The sequence below is a fragment of the Pelomonas cellulosilytica genome (assembly GCF_021353265.1).
In the GTDB taxonomy this organism is placed as follows: Bacteria; Pseudomonadota; Gammaproteobacteria; order Burkholderiales; family Burkholderiaceae_C; genus Pelomonas; species Pelomonas cellulosilytica.
The window spans coordinates 99,003-117,886 of the sequence record NZ_JAJTWU010000002.1 but is presented as its reverse complement, the minus strand read 5'-3'; the positions used below and the strand labels follow the sequence as shown (position 1 = coordinate 117,886).

The following is an 18,884-nucleotide window of genomic DNA, read 5'->3' as shown; positions in this document are numbered from 1 at the left end:
GGTGTGACCTTTCGATGAGGCGGCGGTTCAGACGGCACGACGGCGACGCGCACCGACGAGGGCGAGACCAGCCAAGCCGACCAATGCCAGGCTGGCCGGCTCGGGCACATGCTCGATGACGATGTCGTCCAGCGCGAACTGCGCCTCGTTCGTCGAGAACGCACTGCAGTTGCTGCCACTGACGGTGCCCGTGCACGCATAGGCATAGGCGTAGACGTAGTCGAACTCGTAGTCTCCGAACGCCCCGGTATCAATGGTGGCGAAATTCAGATGGCCATCGGCGTCCAGACCCGTCAAGGCGTAGTAGGCCGTGAGGCTCGCGCCGTCTCGAACGCCCTGGAGCGCGAGGAACCCGGGGAGGCTGCTAACCGGGTCACCGTTGCCGATGAAGCTGGCGCTGAGGCTTCGCACCGAGAACGTGAAGCCGTCGGCATGACCGAACGCGAGCACCGCGTCGTCGAGCAGGGCCACATAGGAGCTCGAGTTGTTGGACGGGCACAGCAAGTCGGCGCACGCGCCACTGAGGATGCTGCCGACGAGGCGACCGGGCAGGGCGAGCGGCGAGTTGGAGAACGCGTCGACCCAGAGCGTGCGACCGGACATGCCCGGTTGGTAGAACTCATCCCCGGAGCCCAGTACTCCGGTCTCGGCAGGGAAGGTGAGGTACGGCGAGCCGTCGATCGGCGTCTCGAAATCGATGGTCGAACGCAGCACCCCCGCATATGTCGTTGCCGACAGGGTGAGCGCCGAAACCGCCAGCGCCAGCGAGGTCAGGACCTTCTTCATTCACATACCCTCTTTCTTTGCCAGTTGATCGTGGAGTGCCGGAGCGCGGCGCCTGGTGAGCGGCGCGCAGCCCGCCAAGGCGTGGAAAGAGGCGGGCTCCCTGCGCAGACAAGGCCTGCAGGGCGATTGATTCTGTGGGACCGGTTTGCGTGACCGAATACACAGTTCCCCTCCATCCATCTGCGGGGGGTGTGGCAAGGCGCCATCGCGAGGCGGCACGTCGGCCGAAGCGGATGTGCTAGGCGCCGATCGAGCGCTGGCGAAGAAGTGGCGGACGGAACAGGCCGCCGTGCACTGTCGGCTTCGTGCAACAGGCGTCGCATGCCGATGTGGCGTTGGTGTTTTTGCCCAACGGCTGCCGAATCGGGCCTCTGGCGCCTCGGTGAAAGCGCTGTCCTCCCATGACGACGACACCCGAAATGGAGGAAAGGCCCGCAACGGCGCCACGGCGAGCAGCGCCCGGAATGCACCAAGTTGGCTCACCAATGCCCTGCACAAAGACGAAAACCAGGGCTAACCCCAGTTCTATGCACCGCGGCGGGGCAATACATTCTCTTCACTCGACGCGGTTCCGGGTCCTTCCCAGGGCCGCCGGGCGGGTTGTGAGGAGACAAGACAAGTCGGTTGCTTCGTAACCCGAAGACAATCCCGCCGGCCACCAAGGCACCCCTTGGTGGCCGTTTTATTTGTGCCTTTCGTTTTGCGCCTTGGGGTCCGGTCTCGTGGCGGAACACGGGCAAGCCCGGCCGAACCCCATGCTCGAACTTGCCACAGTCGCCCTCGCCTCGCTGCTCGCCGGCTTCATCGACGCCGTCGCCGGCGGTGGCGGCCTGGTGTTGACCCCTGCGCTCTTCAGTACGTACCCAGCGGCGATGCCCGCGACGCTGATGGGCTCCAACAAGAGCGCGGCCATCTGGGGCACGGGCTGGGCCACGCTGCAATACGTGCGGCGCGTCTCGCTGCCGTGGCGCAACCTGCTGCCGGCCGCCGTGCTCGCGGCGCTGGGCAGCTTCACGGGCGCCTGGGTGCTCACCCACGTCAGCCCCGAAGGCCTTCGCAAGGCGCTGCCGGCGGTACTGCTGGCCGTCTTCCTGTACACGCTGGCCAAGAAGGACCTCGGCCGCGAGCACGCGCCCCGGTTCAGCGGGCGTGCCGAGGCGATGGTGGCCGGCGGCATCGCGCTGGCGGTGGGCTTCTACGACGGCTTCTTCGGCCCGGGCACGGGCAGCTTCTTCGTCTTCCTGTTCGTGCGGGTGCTGGGCTACGACTTCCTGCACGCGTCGGCCACGGCCAAGCTGATGAACCTGTTGACGAATGCCGCCGCCATCGCGCTGTTCGCCGCCAAGGGCCATGTGTGGTGGCACCTGGCCGGCGTCATGGCCGTCACGAACGTCGCCGGCAGCCTGCTCGGCACGCGGCTCGCGCTCAAACATGGCGCCGGGTTCGTGCGGGGTGTCTTTGTTCTCGTCGTAGGCGCTCTCATCCTCAAAACAGCCTTCGACGCCTTCATCCGCTGATCTACGATCCGGGCTTCCCCTGCGTTCCCGAGATCACCATGCCCGTCGACCCTCAACTGCGCAATCTGGACATCGAGATCCCGACCCAGCCGGAGGTCCTCGTGAAGCTGTCGCTGCTGATGGCGGAGGAGGACATCGACCTGCAGGCCATGTCATCGCTGGTGGAGGACGACATGGCGCTCGCCGCCGCGGTCATGAAGGCCGTGAACTCATCGCTGTACGGCCTGCGTGGCCGCGTGCAGACGGTGCAGCAGGCGCTGACCTACCTGGGCATGCGCGAGGTCGCCGCCATCACCTTCGAGATGGGCCTGCGCGCCGCCTTCCCCGCCGCCGCCGAGCTGGAGGCCGTCTGGGCGCGCGCGTCGCAGCGCGGCCTGCTGATGGGCCGCATGGGCCAGATGCTGGGTGTGGATCCCTGGGCCTCGCATTCGGCCGGTCTGTTCGAGGAATGCGGCAAGGCGGTGCTGTACCGACACGCACCGGCGCACTACCCCGCCATGCTGCGCGCCGCCACCCGCGACGCCGAGCTGGTGGAGCTGGAGAAGACGGCCTTCGGCGTCAGCCACGACGCGCTGGGCGCCGCGCTGTGCGAGAGCTGGGGACTGAACCCCGCGGCGGTGGCCAGTGTGCGCCATCACGTCGAGATCCAGTCCACACTGACGATGCCGGAGACACTGGCGCGCCGCAGCGTCGCGGCGATCTCCACAGTCGCCTGGGCGCTGATGAACCACGCCGACCAGGTTGACGACATCGCGGCGCAGATCGCGCCCCAGGCGCAGCTCGACGAGACGCTGGTGCTGCGCGCCGCTCGGCGTGTCAACGAGCAGCTGCAGGCCGCGCAGGAGCACGGCCGCTAGGCCTGCGGCTACTACGCCGCCAGGCTCAGCCGGTCGCGACCGGCGTGCTTGGCGATGTAGAGCGCCTCGTCGGCCGCCTGCATCAGCGCCTGCGCGCTGAGGTAGGGATGGGCCGGACTGAGCGCCGCCAGGCCGATGCTCAGCGTCAGGTCACCCCGGCCGTCCGGCAGGTGCAGCGCACGCAGGTCTTCGCGCACCAGCTCCAGCACGCCCTGCGCCTCGGCCATGCCGCAGCCGGGCAGCAGCGCGACGAACTCCTCGCCGCCCAGGCGGGCGACGATGTCGGTGTCACGCTTGAAGCGCTCGTTCAGCAGGGCCGCCACGCGCTGCAGCGTCGCATCGCCGACGGCCGTGCCGTGGCGCTCGTTGAACTGCTTGAACTCGTCCAGGTCCAGCACGGCCAGGGCCAGCAGGCCGCGCTGTCGCTGCGCGCGCTTGAACTCACGGCGCAGCGATTCGTCGAAAGCCCGCTGGTTGGTCAGCCCGGTCAGCGCATCGATGCGCGCCAGACTGGCCAGCTCGCGCTGGTTGGCCTCCAGTGCCGCATGCGCCCGCTCGAGCAGGTCGCGCTGTTCGGCCAGCTGGCGGCGCAATTCGCGCGCCTCGTGGTCGTGCTGCCACAGCGAGCCCTGCGCCCGGTGCATCGCATGGCCGATGCGATCCAGCTCGGCCCCGAGGCGAGGCTCCGGCATGTCGGCGGCCTGCGGCGCGGGCGCCGACTCCATCGCTTCGCAGCCGCTGGCCAGTTGGCGCAGCGGGCGCAGCAGCAGCGCCTCGACCAGCAGCATCAGCGCCACGCTCAGCGCGGCCACCAGCTCGACGGCATGCGTCAGCCCGGGCAGCAGCGGCTCGAACCCGCCATCGCGCCATTCGAACCAGCCCACCATGGCACCCACGACGACGGGCATGGCCAGCCCCAGCCGCAGGCGCAGCGAGGCGGACCGGCGCGAAGCGTCCTGCAGTGGGGCGGAGGAATCGAGGCTCATCAGAGATGACGGCAAGGCCACAAATTGTCACGGCCGGTGACACTTGCGTGCTGCCCCCGAAGGTCGGGGTTTTCATCACACTGTGCGGGAATCGTTGGCATCCGGGCGGGGCAAGTCGCCCTGGAGTTCGCACCATGAACTGCAGCCCCCCCCCGGCCGGACGCCGTGACGCTGAACGCCGCCTACGCGTTCAGCAAGGCCTGCGGCCGCCGTGGCGAGATGTTCACGAGGCCGCTGCGGTTGCTGCGCTGATGTCAGCCGCAGCGGCCACCGTGCGGTTGCGCCCGGCGCGCTTGGCTTCGTAGAGCGCCTGGTCGGCCGAGTTCAGCAGCTCGGCGAAACTCGCCGCGCCCGGCTGCAGCATCGCCAGGCCCGCGGACAGCGTCGCATTGAGCGTGCCGCCGTCCGGCGTGATGAACGGCGCGTCTTGCACCATCAGCCGGATGCGCTCGGCCACCTCGCGGGCGCCGGCGAGGTCGGTGCGCGGCAGCAGCACGACGAATTCCTCGCCACCGTAGCGCGCGGCCAGGTCGCCGGTGCGCAGCGAACGCTGGATGAGGCCGCCGACCTGGCGCAGCACCTCGTCACCGGTCGGGTGGCCGTGACCGTCGTTGATGGCCTTGAAGTGATCGATGTCCAGAAACAGACAGGCCAGCGGGTAGCGGTGGCGCACCGCCTGGCTGAACTCGATGAGGCTGCGGTGGTCGAAGTAGCGGCGGTTGTGCACGCCGGTGAGGCCGTCGGTCATGCCGGCGCGGCGCAGGCGCTCGCGGTTGAGCATGCTCTCGATGGCGATCGCCGCGATGGCCGAGAGCCGGTCCAGGAACTTCGTGCCCGACGTGGCGTCGTAGCGCTCCGGGTCGCGCGAGCCGAAGTGCAGGCTGCCAATCAGCAGGCCCTGGCGAATCAGCGGCAGCAGCGCCGCCGAGCGCATCGGTGTGTCGTCGCCGAAGGCCTGCGCCACGACGGCCTCGCCATGGCCGGGGCCCACGAGGCGCGTGGCGCGCACGGCGCCGAACATGTCCCGCAGCGGCCCATGCGTGTCCAGCAGCCGGGGCGCGCGCGCCATCGGCAGGGCCGGCAGCGCGCGGCTCAGCTCGCCGTCCGGATCCAGCAGCCAGAGCTCCGCGGCGTCAAGCTGGAAATCGTGCCGGCAGTCCACCAGCAGCAGGTTGACCAGCTCCTCCATCGACTCCACCGCCATCAGCCGCCGCTCCAGCGCGTCGAAGCGGTCCAGCTTGCGCTCGTTGGCCTTGGCGGCTTCCAGCAGCGATTGCAGCTGGCGGCGCAACTCCTGGACCTGGGCTTCGGGGGTGGACGTCATGAGGCCACGATTGTGGCGGTGTCGCGCGCGAAGCGCCGTGACGCGCCGGTGACCGGGTCCACGAAGGCGATCTCGCGGGCGACGAGCTGCAGCGGCGCGTCGAAGCGCGGCGGGTTCTCGTGCGGCTGCAGCACCGGGTAGACACGGTCGCCGACGATGGGCAGGCCCAGCGCGTTCATCTGCGCGCGCAGCTGGTGGCGGGCGCCGGTCAGCGGCCGCAGCTCGTAGCGCGCGAGTCCGCCGGCCCAACGCTCGACGAGGTCGACGCGCGTCTCGGCGTTGGGCTCGCCGTCCACCACCTGCATCTGCAGAAACTGCTCGGTGTCGGGCTCCATGAGCCGGTGTCGCACGACGCGCGGCCAGGGCCCGTCGCCGGCCGGCGCGATGGCGTCATAGACCTTGTCGACGGCCCGCTCGCGGAACAGCCGGTGGTAGGCGTCACGGTCCTGCGGGCGCACGCTGAAGACGACGAGGCCCGCAGTCTCGCGGTCCAGGCGGTGGATGGGGATGAGGTCGGCCAGGCCCGTCTTGTGGCGCAGCCGCGCCATCAGCGTCTGCCGTGCGTACAGGCCCACCGGTGAGACGGGCAGGAAGTGCGGCTTGTCGGCGACGAGCAGGTGTTCGTCCTGGAAGACGATGCGCTCCTCGAACGGCACGACCGGCTCGTCGTCGAGATGCCGCCAATAGTAGACGCGGCGGTTGCCGCGATAGGCCGCATCGACGGGTCGGCCGTCGTCGTCCACCACGTCGCCACGGGCCAGCCGCTCGGGCCAGTCGGCAACGCGCGGCAGCCGCTCGACGAGGAAGGCCGCCATCGTCGCCCACAGCCCCGGCGGGCAGAACACCGCGCTGGCGCCGACGCCGTCACGCAGCGGCAGCGTCGGCTTGCGAGGACGGCTCAATCGCCTTCGACCCACTCCATACGTGCGCCCAGCTCGCCGATGTGCTCGACAAAGTTCGGGTGCGCACGGCGGATGGGCGTGGCGTTCTTGATCACGCTCTTGCCGGGGATGCTGGCCGCCACCATCAGCAGCGCGATGGCCACGCGGATGATGTAGGGGCTCTCGACCTCGGCCGGGCTCAGCGGCTTGCCGCCGAAGGTGATCATGCGGTGCGGGTCGCTCAGGAAGGCATGGCCACCGAACTTGGCGAGCTCGCTGGTCCAGCCCATCGCGCCGTCGTAGACCTTGTTCCAGAACATCACGCTGCCCTCGGCCTTGATGCCGAGCGCGACGAAGATGGGCAGCAGGTCCACCGGCACATAGGGCCAGGGCGCGGCTTCCACCTTCTGCAGGATGTTGCGCGTGAACGGCTCCTTAACCTTCAGCGGGCCATCGACGACGCAGCGGCTCCAGCCATCCTCGTGCACGATCTGCACGCCGAACTTCGCGAACGTGCGGTCCAGCAGCGGGAACATCTCCGGCGCACCGTTCTTGACCTGCACGTTGCCGCCGGTGATGGCGCCCAGCGCGAGGAAGGTGACGATCTCGTGGAAGTCTTCAGTAAACGTGTAGTCGGCGCCGCCGAGGTCCTTCACGCCGGTGATCTTCAGCTTGGAGGTGCCATGGCCTTCGATCTTCGCGCCCAGCATGGACATGAAGTTGCAGAACTCCTGCACATGCGGCTCGCTGGCGGCATTGGTCAGCGTGGACACGCCGTCGGCCAGCGCCGCGCACAGCACGAAGTTCTCGGTCGTCGTGACGGAAGCGTAGTCCGTCCAGTGCGCATTGGCTTTCAGCGGACGGTTCACGCGCAGCACCAGGCCGTCGGGCAGGCGCTCGACCTCGGCGCCGAAACGCTCGAAGACTTCCACGTGCGGGTCGATCTCGCGCGCACCCAGCGTACAGCCCTTGACGTCGTCCTCGATGCGCGCCGCGCCGAAGCGGGCCATCAGGCCGGGCACCAGCATGATGGACGAGCGCATTTCCTCGGGCAGGCGGTCCACCGAGGGGTCGAAGTGCGTGTCCTGGTGGTGGACGTCGAGGATGCCGGTCTTGAAGTCCAGCTCGACCTTGGAGCCGAGCTTGCGGAAGACCTCGACGATCTTCTTCACGTCGGTGATCTCGGGCACGCCGCGCAGGCGCACGGGCTGCCGGGTCAGCAGCGTCGCGCAGAGGATGGGCAGGACGGCGTTCTTGTTGGCCGAGGGAACGATGCGGCCCGAGAGGGGCGTGCCGCCGTGGACGATCAGGTGGGACATCGATGGTGGAAGGCAGTGCGCGCAAGCGGCGCGCGTTGGGATTGTCTGCGTTTGTGCTGCGGCGCGGCGGCCAGCGCGCGGAAGCTTTGTTCCGCGCTACGGGCATCAATCTTCCGCGGTCGGGTCCAGCCGTCGGGCGCGGTTCAGACGCCAGGCGTCGGCCGGGTCTGTGAACACGGCTTCGGCCGTCGTGCCGGTCTCGCGGCCTGCCGCGTCGATGGCGATGCGCTTGTCGAAGACATAGCACTCGCCCTGCCAGTCGCGCGCCGCGTCGGGGAAGGCTTCGAAGAAGCTCAGGATGCCGCCGTCCAGCTGCGCCACCTGCAGGCCTTGCTGCTGCATCCAGGCCGCAGTCTTCTCGCAGCGGATGCCGCCGGTGCAGTACATCGCGACCGTCTTGCCCCGCCAGGCGTCGCGGTGCGCATCGACATAGGCCGGGAAGTCGCGGAAGCGCGCCACACCCGGATCCACGGCGCCGCGGAAGCGGCCCAGCTGGAACTCGAACGTGTTGCGGTTGTCGAGGACGACGGTGTCCGGGTCGTCGAGCAGCTCGCGCCAGCGCTGCGGGCTGACGTGGGTGTCGGTGGCGTCGCCCTTCACGCCCGGCACACCGAAGGCGACGATCTCGCGCTTGACGCTGACCTTGAGCCGGCTGAACGGTCGGCGCTCGCAGGCGTTGTGCTTGAAGCGCAGGCCGGCCAGCCCGGGCCGGGCCTGGAGCTCGGCCTCCATCGCCCGCACGGCGTCGGCCTCGCCGGCGATGGCCGCGCTCAGGCCCTCCTCGGCCACCAGCACGACGCCACCGAGTGCCAGCGCCGCACCGCGTTCACGCATCCACTCGGCGAAGCCGGTGGGGTCGGGCACGGGGGTGAAGCGGTAGAAGGAGCTGTGGACGAAAGGCATCGGCGCGAATTGTCGCCGCGGCGCCGGCCGGCGGCCGGCGGCCTCAGCCTGAGGACAGCACGAAGACGTTGCCCTCGGAGTCCTTGAACTTGGCGAACGTGCCCCAGGGCTGGGCCGTTGGCGGCTCGACGAACTCGACGCCGCGCTGCTGCAGCTGCCGGTAGGTGGCCTCGACGTCGTCGCAGGCGATGGAGCCGTTGAAGAAGGTGCCGATGCGGTCCTCGTGGCCCTCGGGCGTGAACAGCACGACGCGCGTGGCCGAATGCGCGATGCGCAGCTCGATCCAGCGCTTGCCGGGCCCCATCGGCTGGTCGGTCGCAACGGCGAAGCCGAGCTGGTCGCGGTAGAAGGCCAGCGCGCGAGCCGGGTCTGCAACCGGGATGCCGACGAACTTGACGTGAGTGATCATGGAAAGCTCCGGACGTGAACGAGGGCGTGCCGCGATTGTGGAAGCGCCGGACAGGCGCCCCGTTCGATCGTTGCTATAGCATTCATCGGCATGCGAACGCCACCCGCGCCCCGGCCGCACCAGCTCGACGCCTATGTCGTCGACACGCTGATGGCCGACCTCTGCGGCCATGACCGCCGCCCGTCAGCCTTTCTCGTCTACCTATGCCTGGCCTGCGAGGCGCAGCGCCGGCGCCAGGACGCGGTGCCGCTGAGCCTGCAGGAGATCGCCACGCGCACGGGCCTGGCCAAGTCCACCGTGCAGGCCGCCGTGCGGCACCTCAAGCGCCGCGGGCTGCTGGACGCGGATGTCGAAGCCACGACGACCGCACCGCTACGCCGTGTCGTGGCGCCCTGGCGGTCCGGCTAGCGACCGACGGCGGCACTCCTAGAATCCGCGACCCTTGCAGGGACCCTGCCATGTCCGATCGCCTCAAAGTCCTCCCCCAATACCTGCTGCCCAAGCGCGCCATGACGCGCCTGGCCGGGCGCATCGCCAGCAAGCCGCGCGGTGGCATGACGACGGCGACGATCCGGCGTTTCGTCGCGCGCTATGGCGTCAACATGGACGAGGCGGCCGAGCCCAGCATCACCGCCTACGCGACGTTCAACGACTTCTTCACGCGGGCGCTGAAGCCCGGCGCGCGGCCGATCGCGCAGGCGCCGCTGGTGTGCCCGGTGGACGGCGCGATCAGCCAGGTCGGCCGCATCGAGGGCGACCAGGTCTTCCAGGCCAAGGGCCAGCATTTCACGACGACGGCGCTGGTCGGCGGCGACGCACAGCTGGCCGCGAAGTTCCGCGACGGGCTGTTCGCCAACCTCTACCTGAGCCCCAAGGACTACCACCGCATCCACATGCCGGCCGACGGCCGGCTGCTGCGCATGGTGCACGTGCCGGGCGCGCTGTTCTCGGTGAACCCGACGACGGCCCGCGGGGTGCCGGGCCTGTTCGCACGCAACGAGCGCGTGGTCTGCGTGTTCGAGAACGACACGCTGGGCACATGGGTGCTGGTGCTGGTGGGCGCGACCATCGTCGGCAGCATGGCCACCGTCTGGCACGGCAGCATCAGCCGCCGCGGCCCCGTGCGCGAGTGGGATTACGTGCCCGGCCAGGTCGCGCTGAAGCAGGGCGACGAGATGGGCCGCTTCCTGCTGGGCTCGACGGTGGTCATGCTCTTCGAAAAGTCGCCTCTGCAGTTCAACCCGGCCTGGCAGCCCGGCGGCAAGATCCGCATGGGCGAGGCGATGGCGCGCTGACGCCTGTGCCCCCGCGCCGCAGGCGGGCCCAAATGCGGCACAGTTGTCCCCCGCCGCGCCGCTGGCGCGGTCAGCACCCCGAGACCGTCTCAACCGCCACAGGATGACGATGAAGCCCTCCGCCCTGCTCCTTCCCTCCCTGACTGCCACTTTGATCGCCTTCGCCGCCGGCGCGGGCGCCGCCGAGGCCGATGCCATCGTGCAGGCCTGGCCGGCGCGCCAGCCGCAACGCGACCCGGCCGTCGAAGCGCGCGTGGAGGCCACGCTGAAGACACTGACGCTGCGCCAGAAGATCGGCCAGATGGTGCAGCCCGAGATCCGCGCCATCACGCCCGACGAAGTGCGCGAGTACGCCATCGGCACGGTGCTCAATGGCGGCGGCGGCTGGCCCGGCCAGGACCGTGCGGCGACGCCGGCGCAGTGGCGCGCGCTGTCCGACCAATATCAGGCCGCGGCCCAGCAGGCCACTCCCGGCGTGCCGCTGCTGTGGGGTACGGACGCCGTCCACGGCCACAACAACGTGCGCGGCGCGACGCTGTTCCCGCACAACATCGCGCTGGGCGCCACACGCGACGCCGACCTCGTGCGCGACATCGGCCGCGCCACGGCCCGCGCGGTGCGCGCCACTGGCGTGCAATGGGCGTTCGCGCCGACGCTGGCCGTCGTGCAGGACGTGCGCTGGGGCCGCACCTACGAGAGCTTCGGCGTGGACCCGGCCCTCGTGAAGCGGCTGGGCCAGGCCGCCGTCGAGGGGCTGCAGGACGGCCTGAAGGACGGCCGCGGCGTGCTGGCCACGGCCAAGCACTTCGTCGGCGATGGCGGCACGCGCCGCGGCATCGACCAGGGCGTGACGAACACAACGCCCGAGGAGCTGGCCCAGGTGCATGGCGCCGGTTACCTCGGCGCGCTGGACGCCGGCGTGCTGACGGCCATGGCTTCGTTCAGCAGCTGGACCGACACCGCCGCTTTCGTGCAGCACGGCAAGATGCATGGCAACAAGACGCTGCTGACCGACGTGCTGAAGCAGCGCCTGGCCTTCGACGGCCTGATCGTCAGCGACTGGGACGGCATCGCGCAGGTGCCGGGCTGCACGGCCGAGAGCTGCCCGGAGGCGATCAATGCCGGCATCGACGTCATCATGGTGCCGTACCAGTGGAAGACCTTCCACGCCAATCTGCAGCGCGACGTCGAGCAGGGCCGCGTGCCGCTGGCCCGCATCGACGATGCGGTGCGACGCATCCTGCGCGTGAAGTTCAGCATGCGGGTCCCCACCGACGTGCCGGCCACGATGGAGGCGCTGCAGGCGCCGGAGCTGGCGCGCCGCGCCGTGCGCGAATCCCTCGTGTTGCTGAAGCACAAGCCGGGCCTGCTGCCGCTGAAGGCCGGCGCCCGCGTGCTCGTCGTCGGTACCGCGGCCGACAGCCTGCCCCACCAGGCCGGTGGCTGGAGCATCACCTGGCAGGGCCGCGACACGACCAACGCCGACTATCCGCAGGCCACGTCGCTGCTCGCGGCGCTGCGCCAGCGCCTGGGTGCGGCCCAGGTAACCTTCGATGCCGACGGCAGCCACAGCGACCCGCAGAAGTTCGACGCCGTCATCGCCGTGCTGGCCGAGACGCCATACGCCGAGGGCGAGGGCGATGTGCGGCTGACCGAGAACCTGCGCTTCAGCCGCCGTCAGCCACAGGACGCTGCCGTACTGCAGCGCGTGGCCGGGCGCGGTGCGCCGGTCGTCACGCTGCTGTACTCGGGCCGCCCGCTGTACGTCAACGACCTGGCCAACCTCAGCGACGCCTTCGTCGCCGCCTGGCAGCCCGGCAGCGAGGGCGCGGGCCTGACGGACGTGCTGGTCGCCCCGGCGACCGGCCAGTGGCCCGGCTTTACCGGCCGCCTGCCCTTCCCGTGGCCCGCGGGCCCCTGCCAGTTCAGTGCGCACGAGACCAAGCCCTGGTGGCCGGTGGGCGGCGGCCTGAGCGGCAAAGAAACGCGCAGCGACACCAAACGGCTGCCCGAGCCGGCCGACCCGGCGATCTGCCCGCTCTGAACCGGCTGGGCACCGTGGCGTCAGCGCACAAGCGCCGCTGACGCCACAATCCGGGCTGTTTTTCTTGCGACAGCGCCCCATGTCCCACCGCGTCCTGACCGGCATCACCACGACCGGCACCCTGCACCTCGGCAACTACGTCGGCGCCATCCGCCCGGCCATCGCAGCCAGCCGCACGCCCGGCGTGGAGAGCTTCTACTTCATGGCCGACTTCCACGCACTGATCAAGTGCGACGAGCCGGACCGCATCGCCCGCTCCAGCCGCGCCATCGCCGCCACCTGGCTGGCCGCCGGGCTGGACCCGGAGCGCGTCACGTTCTACCGCCAGAGCGACATCCCCGAGATCCCGGAGCTGACCTGGCTGCTGACCTGCGTGACGGCCAAGGGCCAGATGAACCGGGCGCATGCCTACAAGGCCGCCGTGGACGCCGCCACGGCTGCCGGCGAGGAGCCCGACGCGCACGTGACGATGGGCCTGTTCAGCTACCCGGTGCTGATGGCCGCCGACATCCTGATGTTCAACGCCCACCGCGTGCCGGTCGGCAAGGACCAGGTGCAGCACATCGAGATGGCGCGCGACATCGCCCAGCGCTTCAACCACCTCTTCGGCCAGGGCCGGGAGCTGTTCACGCTGCCCGAGGCCGTCGTGGACGCCGAGATGGAGCTGCTGCCGGGCCTCGACGGCCGCAAGATGAGCAAGAGCTACGACAACGTCATCCCGCTGTTCGAGGGCGGGCCGAAGGCCTTGCAGGAGGCCGTGGCGCGCATCGTCACGGACAGCAAGCTGCCCGGCGAGCCGAAGGACCCGGAAGGCCAGGCGCTCGTGACGATCTACGACGCCTTCGCCACGCCCGAGCAGCGCGCCGCCTTCCGTGCCGCACTGCGTGGCGGCCTGTCCTGGGGCGAGGCCAAGCAGCAGCTGGTGGCCCTCATCGAGGGTCAGATCGGCCCGATGCGGGCGCGCTATGACGCGCTGATGGCCGACCCGGCGCAGTTGGAGGCCATCCTGCAGCGTGGCGCGGAGAAGGCCCGCGCCATCGCCGTACCGTTCCTGAAGGAGCTGCGCGCGGCCGTCGGCCTGCGTCCCTACACGGCCAGCGCCGCGACGGCCGTGGCCAAGGCCGAGAAGGCGGCGCTGCCGGTCTTCAAGCAGTACCGCGAGGCGGACGGCCAGTTCTACTTCAAGCTGCTGTCGGCAGGCGGCGAGCTGCTGCTGCAGAGCCGCGGCTTCGAGCAGGGCCGCGACGCCGGCCAGTGGGTCGCGCGGCTCAAGCGCGAAGGCTGGGTCGCGGATGCACCGGTGCAGCGCGAAGCCAGCGACGAGGTCATCTCGGCGGCACTGGCTGCCTTCCAGGCCGAGTGAGCGCATGACCACGCCGGGCATCACCGAGCTCCTCGTCGGCACGGCCCGCGGCGACGCGGCGGCGCTGCAGCAGCTCTACGCGGCGCTGTACCCGGAGATCAAGCGCGTGGCCCGCGTTCGGCTGGCGCAGAGCGGCCCCGGCGGTCGCGTGGCCGGCCTGGACACGACGGCGCTCGTGCACGAGGGCTTCCTGCGCATGGCTGACCAGCAAGGGCTGCAGGGCGACACGCGCGGCCAGTTCTTCGCCTACGTGGGCCGCGTGCTGCGCTCGGTCGTCATCGACCACCTGCGCACCGAGGGCCGCGACAAGCGCGGCGGCGATGCCGTGCTCGTCACGCTGTCGGCCGCCGATGACGTGGCCGACGTGCAGAGCGAGGCCGTGGACCTGATCGGCCTGGACCAGGCGCTGGAGCGCATGCGCACGCTGGACCAGACGCTGTACGAGCTCATCGAGATGATCGGCTTTGCCGGCCTGACCATCGCCGAGGTCGCCACGCTGCGCGGCCTGTCCACGCGCAGCATCAACCGCGAGCTGCTGAAGGCCCGCGCGCTGCTGCAGGAGCTGCTGGGCGACTCGCCCAACACCGTGTACTGATGAAGCCCGCGCAGTGGCAACGGCTGTCGGCGCTGTTCGACGAGTTCGTCGAGCTGCCCGAGGCCGAGCGCCAGCGCCGGCTGGCCGAACTGCAGCCGCCCGAGCTGGCGGCGCAGCTGGCGCGCATGCTGCAGTCGCTGTCGGACGACGACGTGCTGGACGCCCCGCCCGGCTCCAGCATCTTCAGCTTCAGCCGGCGGCTGTCCGGCGCGCTGGCGGAGCCGGTCTCCAGCGCCGCGCACGCGGGCGACCGCCTCGGCGCCTGGCGCCTGGCCGAGCTGCTGGGCGAAGGTGGCATGGGGCAGGTCTGGCGTGCCGAGCGCGCCGACGGCCTCTATCAGGGCCAGGCCGCCATCAAGCTGCTGCGCGACGACGTGGCCGGCTCCGGCCTGGCCGCCCGCTTCGCCCGCGAGCGTGCGCTGCTGGGCCGGCTGGCCCACCCTGGCATCGCGCGGCTGCTGGACGCCGGCGAGCAGGACGGCCGTGCCTTCCTCGTGCTGGAGTACGTGGCCGGGCAGACGCTGTCGGTCCATGTGCGCGGCCGGCCGCTGGCCGAGCGGGTGAAGCTGCTCGTTAGCGTGGCCAGCGCGGTGGAGTACGCGCATGCGCAGCTCATCGTCCACCGTGACCTGAAGCCCAGCAACGTCATGGTGGACGGGCAGGGCCAGGCCAAGCTGCTGGACTTCGGCATTGCCGGGCTGCTGGACGACTCGGGCCAGCAGGCCGACAACGCGCTGACGCAGATCACGGGCCGGCGTCTGACACCCGCGTACGCGGCGCCCGAGCAGATCACCGGCGGCGCCATTGGCGTGGCGGCAGACATCTACTCGCTGGGCGTCATGCTGCACGAGCTGGCCACCGGCCGGTTGCCGTTCGGCAAGCGGGGCCAGAGCCGCGCGGCGCTGGAACATGCCGTGCTGCACAGCCGCCCGCAGCGGCTGCGCGAGACGCTGGAGCAGCCCGACGACACGTCCACCCGGCTGGAAATCGGCCCCGGCCGGCCACCCGATGCGCAGCGCGCCGCGGGCGACCTGGAGGCCGTCGTCGCCAAGGCACTGCGGCGCGAACCGGCCGAGCGCTACGCCAGCGTCGGCGCGCTGATCGACGACCTGCAGCGCTGGCTAACGCAGCGGCCGGTCAGCGTGCGGCGCGAGGACTGGCGCCACCGGCTGCACCTGTGGGCACGACGCAATGCGGGCGTGGCCATCGGCGGCACGCTGGTGTTCGCCGCGCTCAGCACCGGCCTGGCCATCAGCCTGTGGCAACGGCGCGAGGCGCAGGCCGCGGCGCAGCAGAGCGAGGCGGTCACGGCCTTCCTGACCGAGCTGCTGGCCAGCGCCAACCCAGACCGGCATGGCGGCCACATCCCGAACGTGCTGGAGCTGCTGGAACGCAGCCGCGCCGAACTGCCCAGGCGCTTCGCCGCCGACCCGGTGACGCATGCCCGCGTGCTGGACGTGATGGCCCACACGTACGCGGACATGAACCGCCACGACATCGCGATCCCGCTGGCCGACGAGCTCATCTCGCTGACCGAGACACTGTGGGGCGACGACGCGCCCGCCACCGTGCGCGCCCGCCAGCTGCGCATGCGGCTGGACACCTTCGTCGGCTCGCCTCTGGGCGTCATAGCACGCGGCGAACCGCTGCTGGCCACGGCACAGCGCCAGGGCCGGGACGTCGGCGACCAGTTGGAGCTGATGTACCAGCTCATCGTCGCCTACGCGCAGGCCGGCCGCCTGGACGAGGCCGAGGCCATGCGTGCGCGGGCCTGGCCGCTCGTGCTGCAGCAATTCCCGGCCGACCACTTCGACGCGCGTTTCTTCAACACCTACGTCTTCCAGCTGCGACTGGCGCAGGGCCGCGTGCTCGACGCGGAGCAGGCGGCGATGGCGATGCGCCCGGCCCTCGACAACGTGCCGCCGAACCGCGCCCGCTTTGCACTTCAGATCCGTCGCCAGATCTGGAACGCCCAGGCACGCCTGGGTCGGCCGGAGGCGAGCGTCGCCGCCGCATTGCAGATCGCCCGTGATTGCGATGCGCTGCTAGGCCCCGGCAATCTCAGCACGCTACGTGTGCGCACCGACCTCGCGCGGCACCTTGGCGAGCTGGGCCAATGGGCGGAGGCGCTGCCGGTGCACGACGCGCTGCTGGCGAGCGTGCGGACGGCCGACCACCCGACGCTGCGCCTGCCGCTGGAGGCCGCCGCGCTGCTGGCCCGCGTCAACGCCGGCCAGACCGAAGGCGCAGCCGCCGAAGTGCAGCGCCTGACCGAGGCGCTGCGGCCCTCGCCCGTGCTGAGCGGGCCCAACTGGGTGATGGCAACGGGCCAGGTCGTGCGGGCCGCGCTGGCACTGCAGCGCCCCGATCTCGCCGGCATGGCGCTCGTCACGCTGCAGGACGCCGAGGCGCAGCCCTGGCTGCAGCGGCATGCCGCGCTGCAGAGCCTCATTTCGCAATGGCAGGGCGAGCTCGACCGTCAGCGTCATGCGCTGCCGGCCAGCATCGCCGCACTGCAACGTCGCGTCGCCTACCTGGACGGCCTGCCCCAGCCCGAGCCGCTGCGACACTGGGCCGCCCAGCTCGACCTGGCGCTGAGCCTGCGGCTGGCCGGCCAGCCGGTCAGCGCCGCGCTGGCCCGTGCGGACGCCTTGCGCCCGGCCTGGCTGCCAACATCGCCGCTGGACCGGCTGCGCCGCGAACTGGATGCCCCGGCGCCGCCGGGGCGCTGGGACGGCCAGTTCTAGAGAGGCGTCTCTAGCCACTCTGGGCACAGCGTCACGCCACTGTGCGTTTTCCCGCTTCGGCGGACCTGCGCCGCGCGCTACCGTCGTCGACCCACAAGAACACCGGAGACTTGTCATGGCCACCATCGCTGCCGACCAGCTCGCGCTGCAACGCCTCTACCACTGGGAACGCACGGCCGGCACCGCCGTGACGATGGTCCAGCCGATGGGCGGCGGTGCCGTGAAGGACTTCACCTGGGCCGACGTGGCCGGCCAGGTGCGTCGCATGGCGGCCTTCCTGAAGGCGAAAGGCGAAGCCGAGGGCTGGCCGGTGGACGCCAAGGTGGCCATCCTGTCCAAGAACTGCGCCTGGTGGCTGATGACCGACCTGGCGATTTGGATGGCCGGCTACGTCAGCGTGCCGCTGTACCCGACGCTTGCGGCCGAGACCATCGGGCAGATCCTTGCGCACAGCGACGCGCGCTTCGTCTTCATCGGCAAGCTGGATGGCTGGGAGGGCATGAAGCGCGGCGTGCCGGCCGAACTGCCGGGCGCGAGCTATGCGCTGTCGCCCGACGACGTGCGCGCCCGCTACGAGAGCTGGGACGCCATCTGCCAGCGCACGGCGCCGCTGGCCGGCGAGCCGGTGCGCGGCGCGCATGAGCTGTGCACGCTGATCTACACCTCAGGTACGACGGGCAACCCCAAGGGCGTCATGCACAGCTTCGGTGGTTTCGCCTGGGCCATCGCCGAGGGGTTGGCGCGCTTCCCGATGACGTCGGCCGACCGCATGCTGTCGTACCTGCCGCTGGCCCACGTGGCCGAGCGCGTGCTGGTGGAGCACGCCTGGCTGAAGGAAGGCCTGCGGCTGTGGTTCGCCGACTCGCTGGACACCTTCACCGCCGACCTGCAGCGCGCGCGGCCCACCGTGTTCTTCAGCGTGCCGCGGCTGTGGGTCAAGTTCCAGCAGGGCGTGCAGGCCCGGATGCCGGCCGAGAAGCTCAACCTGCTGCTGCGGCTGCCGATCATCGGTGGCCTCGTGCGGCGCAAGATCCTGAAGGCGCTGGGGCTGGACCAGTGCCGCATCGCCGTCGGCGGCGCCGCGCCGATGCCCGTCGCGCTGCTGGACTGGTACGGCACGCTGGGCCTGCACATCAACGAGGGCTACGGCATGACCGAGAACCTCGCGCTGTCGCACATGACGCTGCCGGGCAGGAACCAGCGCGGCACCGTGGGCCCGGCCTACGACGGCGTGCAGACGCGCATCGACCCGGCCACCGGCGAGCTGCAGATGCGCAGCCCCGCGCTGATGCTGGGCTACTACAAGGAGCCGCAGCTGACCGCTGACGCCCTGACCGAGGACGGCTGGCTGAAGACCGGCGACAAGGTCACGCAGGACGCCGAAGGCTGCGTGCGCATCACCGGCCGCGTGAAGGACTTGTTCAAGACTAGCAAGGGCAAATACGTGGCGCCCGCCCCCATCGAGGACAAGCTGGGCATGAACGCCCATATCGAGGCCTGTTGCGTGGCCGGCGCCAACATGGGCCAGCCGCTGGGCATCGCGATGCTGTCGCCGCTGGGGCTGCAGCGCGTGGCGAGTGATTCGGCCGGGCTGGTGGCCGAGCTGGGCCGCCACCTGGACGACGTCAACGCCCGGCTCGACCCGCACGAGCAGCTGGACACGCTGGTGCTCATCAAGACGCCGTGGAGCGTGGACAACGGCTTCATCACGCCGACCTTCAAGGTCAAGCGCAACCGCATCGAGGAGGCGTACGGCGGCCGGTTCGAGGCGTGGGAACGGCAGCGGGCGAAAGTGCAGTTCGGCGACTGACGCCGGCCGGTCCAGCGCGCCCTCCGCAGCTTTGCGGATGGTGGCGCG

Annotated in this window: 16 protein-coding genes; 9 read left to right on the top strand and 7 right to left on the bottom strand. The window is 70.5% G+C overall.

Annotated elements, in window-relative coordinates; all coding sequences use genetic code 11:
- Window positions 1–27: 27 nt before the first annotated feature.
- Window positions 28–786: an NF038120 family PEP-CTERM protein gene (locus tag LXT13_RS04485; RefSeq protein ID WP_233370420.1), complete on the bottom strand. Its 759-nt coding sequence runs from the start codon at window positions 784–786 to the stop codon at window positions 28–30.
- A gap of 755 nt (window positions 787–1,541) precedes the next feature.
- On the opposite strand from LXT13_RS04485, the gene LXT13_RS04480 reads away from it, so the two are divergent.
- Window positions 1,542–2,303, top strand: coding sequence for a TSUP family transporter (locus LXT13_RS04480; RefSeq protein ID WP_233370419.1), 762 nt, complete (start codon window positions 1,542–1,544; stop codon window positions 2,301–2,303).
- 38 nt (window positions 2,304–2,341) lie between these two features.
- On the top strand, window positions 2,342–3,160 hold the full coding sequence (locus tag LXT13_RS04475) for an HDOD domain-containing protein (protein ID WP_233370418.1): 819 nt from the start codon (window positions 2,342–2,344) through the stop codon (window positions 3,158–3,160).
- A gap of 11 nt (window positions 3,161–3,171) precedes the next feature.
- Here LXT13_RS04475 and LXT13_RS04470 read toward each other — a convergent pair whose 3' ends face one another.
- The 6 genes from LXT13_RS04470 to LXT13_RS04445 all read right to left on the bottom strand — a co-directional run bounded on the left by LXT13_RS04470 (window position 3,172) and on the right by LXT13_RS04445 (window position 8,982).
- The gene (locus tag LXT13_RS04470; RefSeq protein ID WP_233370417.1) at window positions 3,172–4,146 is read right to left on the bottom strand and encodes a GGDEF domain-containing protein; all 975 of its coding nucleotides are present in this window, start codon (window positions 4,144–4,146) and stop codon (window positions 3,172–3,174) included.
- Between the two features lie 223 nt (window positions 4,147–4,369).
- Entirely contained in the window at window positions 4,370–5,470 is a 1,101-nt protein-coding gene (locus LXT13_RS04465) for a GGDEF domain-containing protein (protein WP_233370416.1), read from the bottom strand.
- Entirely contained in the window at window positions 5,467–6,372 is a 906-nt protein-coding gene (locus tag LXT13_RS04460; protein ID WP_233370415.1) for a pseudouridine synthase, read from the bottom strand. The genes LXT13_RS04465 and LXT13_RS04460 overlap by 4 nt, the downstream gene beginning before the upstream one ends.
- Window positions 6,369–7,670 (bottom strand): UDP-N-acetylglucosamine 1-carboxyvinyltransferase, encoded by a 1,302-nt coding sequence (locus LXT13_RS04455; RefSeq protein ID WP_233370414.1) that lies wholly within the window; start codon window positions 7,668–7,670, stop codon window positions 6,369–6,371. Before LXT13_RS04455 ends, LXT13_RS04460 begins: the two co-directional genes overlap by 4 nt.
- Window positions 7,671–7,775: 105 nt before the next feature.
- Window positions 7,776–8,573 carry an oxygen-dependent tRNA uridine(34) hydroxylase TrhO gene (trhO, locus tag LXT13_RS04450; RefSeq protein WP_233370413.1) on the bottom strand — a complete coding sequence of 266 codons (798 nt, stop codon included), beginning with the start codon at window positions 8,571–8,573 and terminating at the stop codon, window positions 7,776–7,778.
- Window positions 8,574–8,616: 43 nt separating this feature from the next.
- Window positions 8,617–8,982 carry a VOC family protein gene (locus LXT13_RS04445; protein ID WP_233370412.1) on the bottom strand — a complete coding sequence of 122 codons (366 nt, stop codon included), beginning with the start codon at window positions 8,980–8,982 and terminating at the stop codon, window positions 8,617–8,619.
- Window positions 8,983–9,072: 90 nt separating this feature from the next.
- On the opposite strand from LXT13_RS04445, the gene LXT13_RS04440 reads away from it, so the two are divergent.
- From LXT13_RS04440 to LXT13_RS04410, 7 genes are all read left to right on the top strand, one after another.
- Window positions 9,073–9,390, top strand: coding sequence for a helix-turn-helix domain-containing protein (locus LXT13_RS04440; RefSeq protein WP_233370411.1), 318 nt, complete (start codon window positions 9,073–9,075; stop codon window positions 9,388–9,390).
- A 50-nt stretch (window positions 9,391–9,440) separates the two neighbouring features.
- Window positions 9,441–10,277, top strand: coding sequence for an archaetidylserine decarboxylase (asd, locus tag LXT13_RS04435; protein WP_233370410.1), 837 nt, complete (start codon window positions 9,441–9,443; stop codon window positions 10,275–10,277).
- 109 nt (window positions 10,278–10,386) lie between these two features.
- The gene (locus tag LXT13_RS04430) at window positions 10,387–12,321 is read left to right on the top strand and encodes a glycoside hydrolase family 3 protein (RefSeq protein ID WP_233370409.1); all 1,935 of its coding nucleotides are present in this window, start codon (window positions 10,387–10,389) and stop codon (window positions 12,319–12,321) included.
- Window positions 12,322–12,400: 79 nt separating this feature from the next.
- The gene (locus tag LXT13_RS04425) at window positions 12,401–13,684 is read left to right on the top strand and encodes a tryptophan--tRNA ligase (protein WP_233370408.1); all 1,284 of its coding nucleotides are present in this window, start codon (window positions 12,401–12,403) and stop codon (window positions 13,682–13,684) included.
- A gap of 4 nt (window positions 13,685–13,688) precedes the next feature.
- Window positions 13,689–14,279 (top strand): ECF-type sigma factor, encoded by a 591-nt coding sequence (locus tag LXT13_RS04420; protein WP_233370407.1) that lies wholly within the window; start codon window positions 13,689–13,691, stop codon window positions 14,277–14,279.
- A complete protein-coding gene (locus LXT13_RS04415; RefSeq protein WP_233370406.1) occupies window positions 14,279–17,026 on the top strand; it encodes a serine/threonine-protein kinase in 2,748 nt (915 codons plus the stop codon). The genes LXT13_RS04420 and LXT13_RS04415 overlap by 1 nt, the downstream gene beginning before the upstream one ends.
- Window positions 17,027–17,141: 115 nt before the next feature.
- Window positions 17,142–18,836 carry an AMP-binding protein gene (locus LXT13_RS04410; RefSeq protein WP_233370405.1) on the top strand — a complete coding sequence of 565 codons (1,695 nt, stop codon included), beginning with the start codon at window positions 17,142–17,144 and terminating at the stop codon, window positions 18,834–18,836.
- Window positions 18,837–18,884 lie beyond the last annotated feature (48 nt).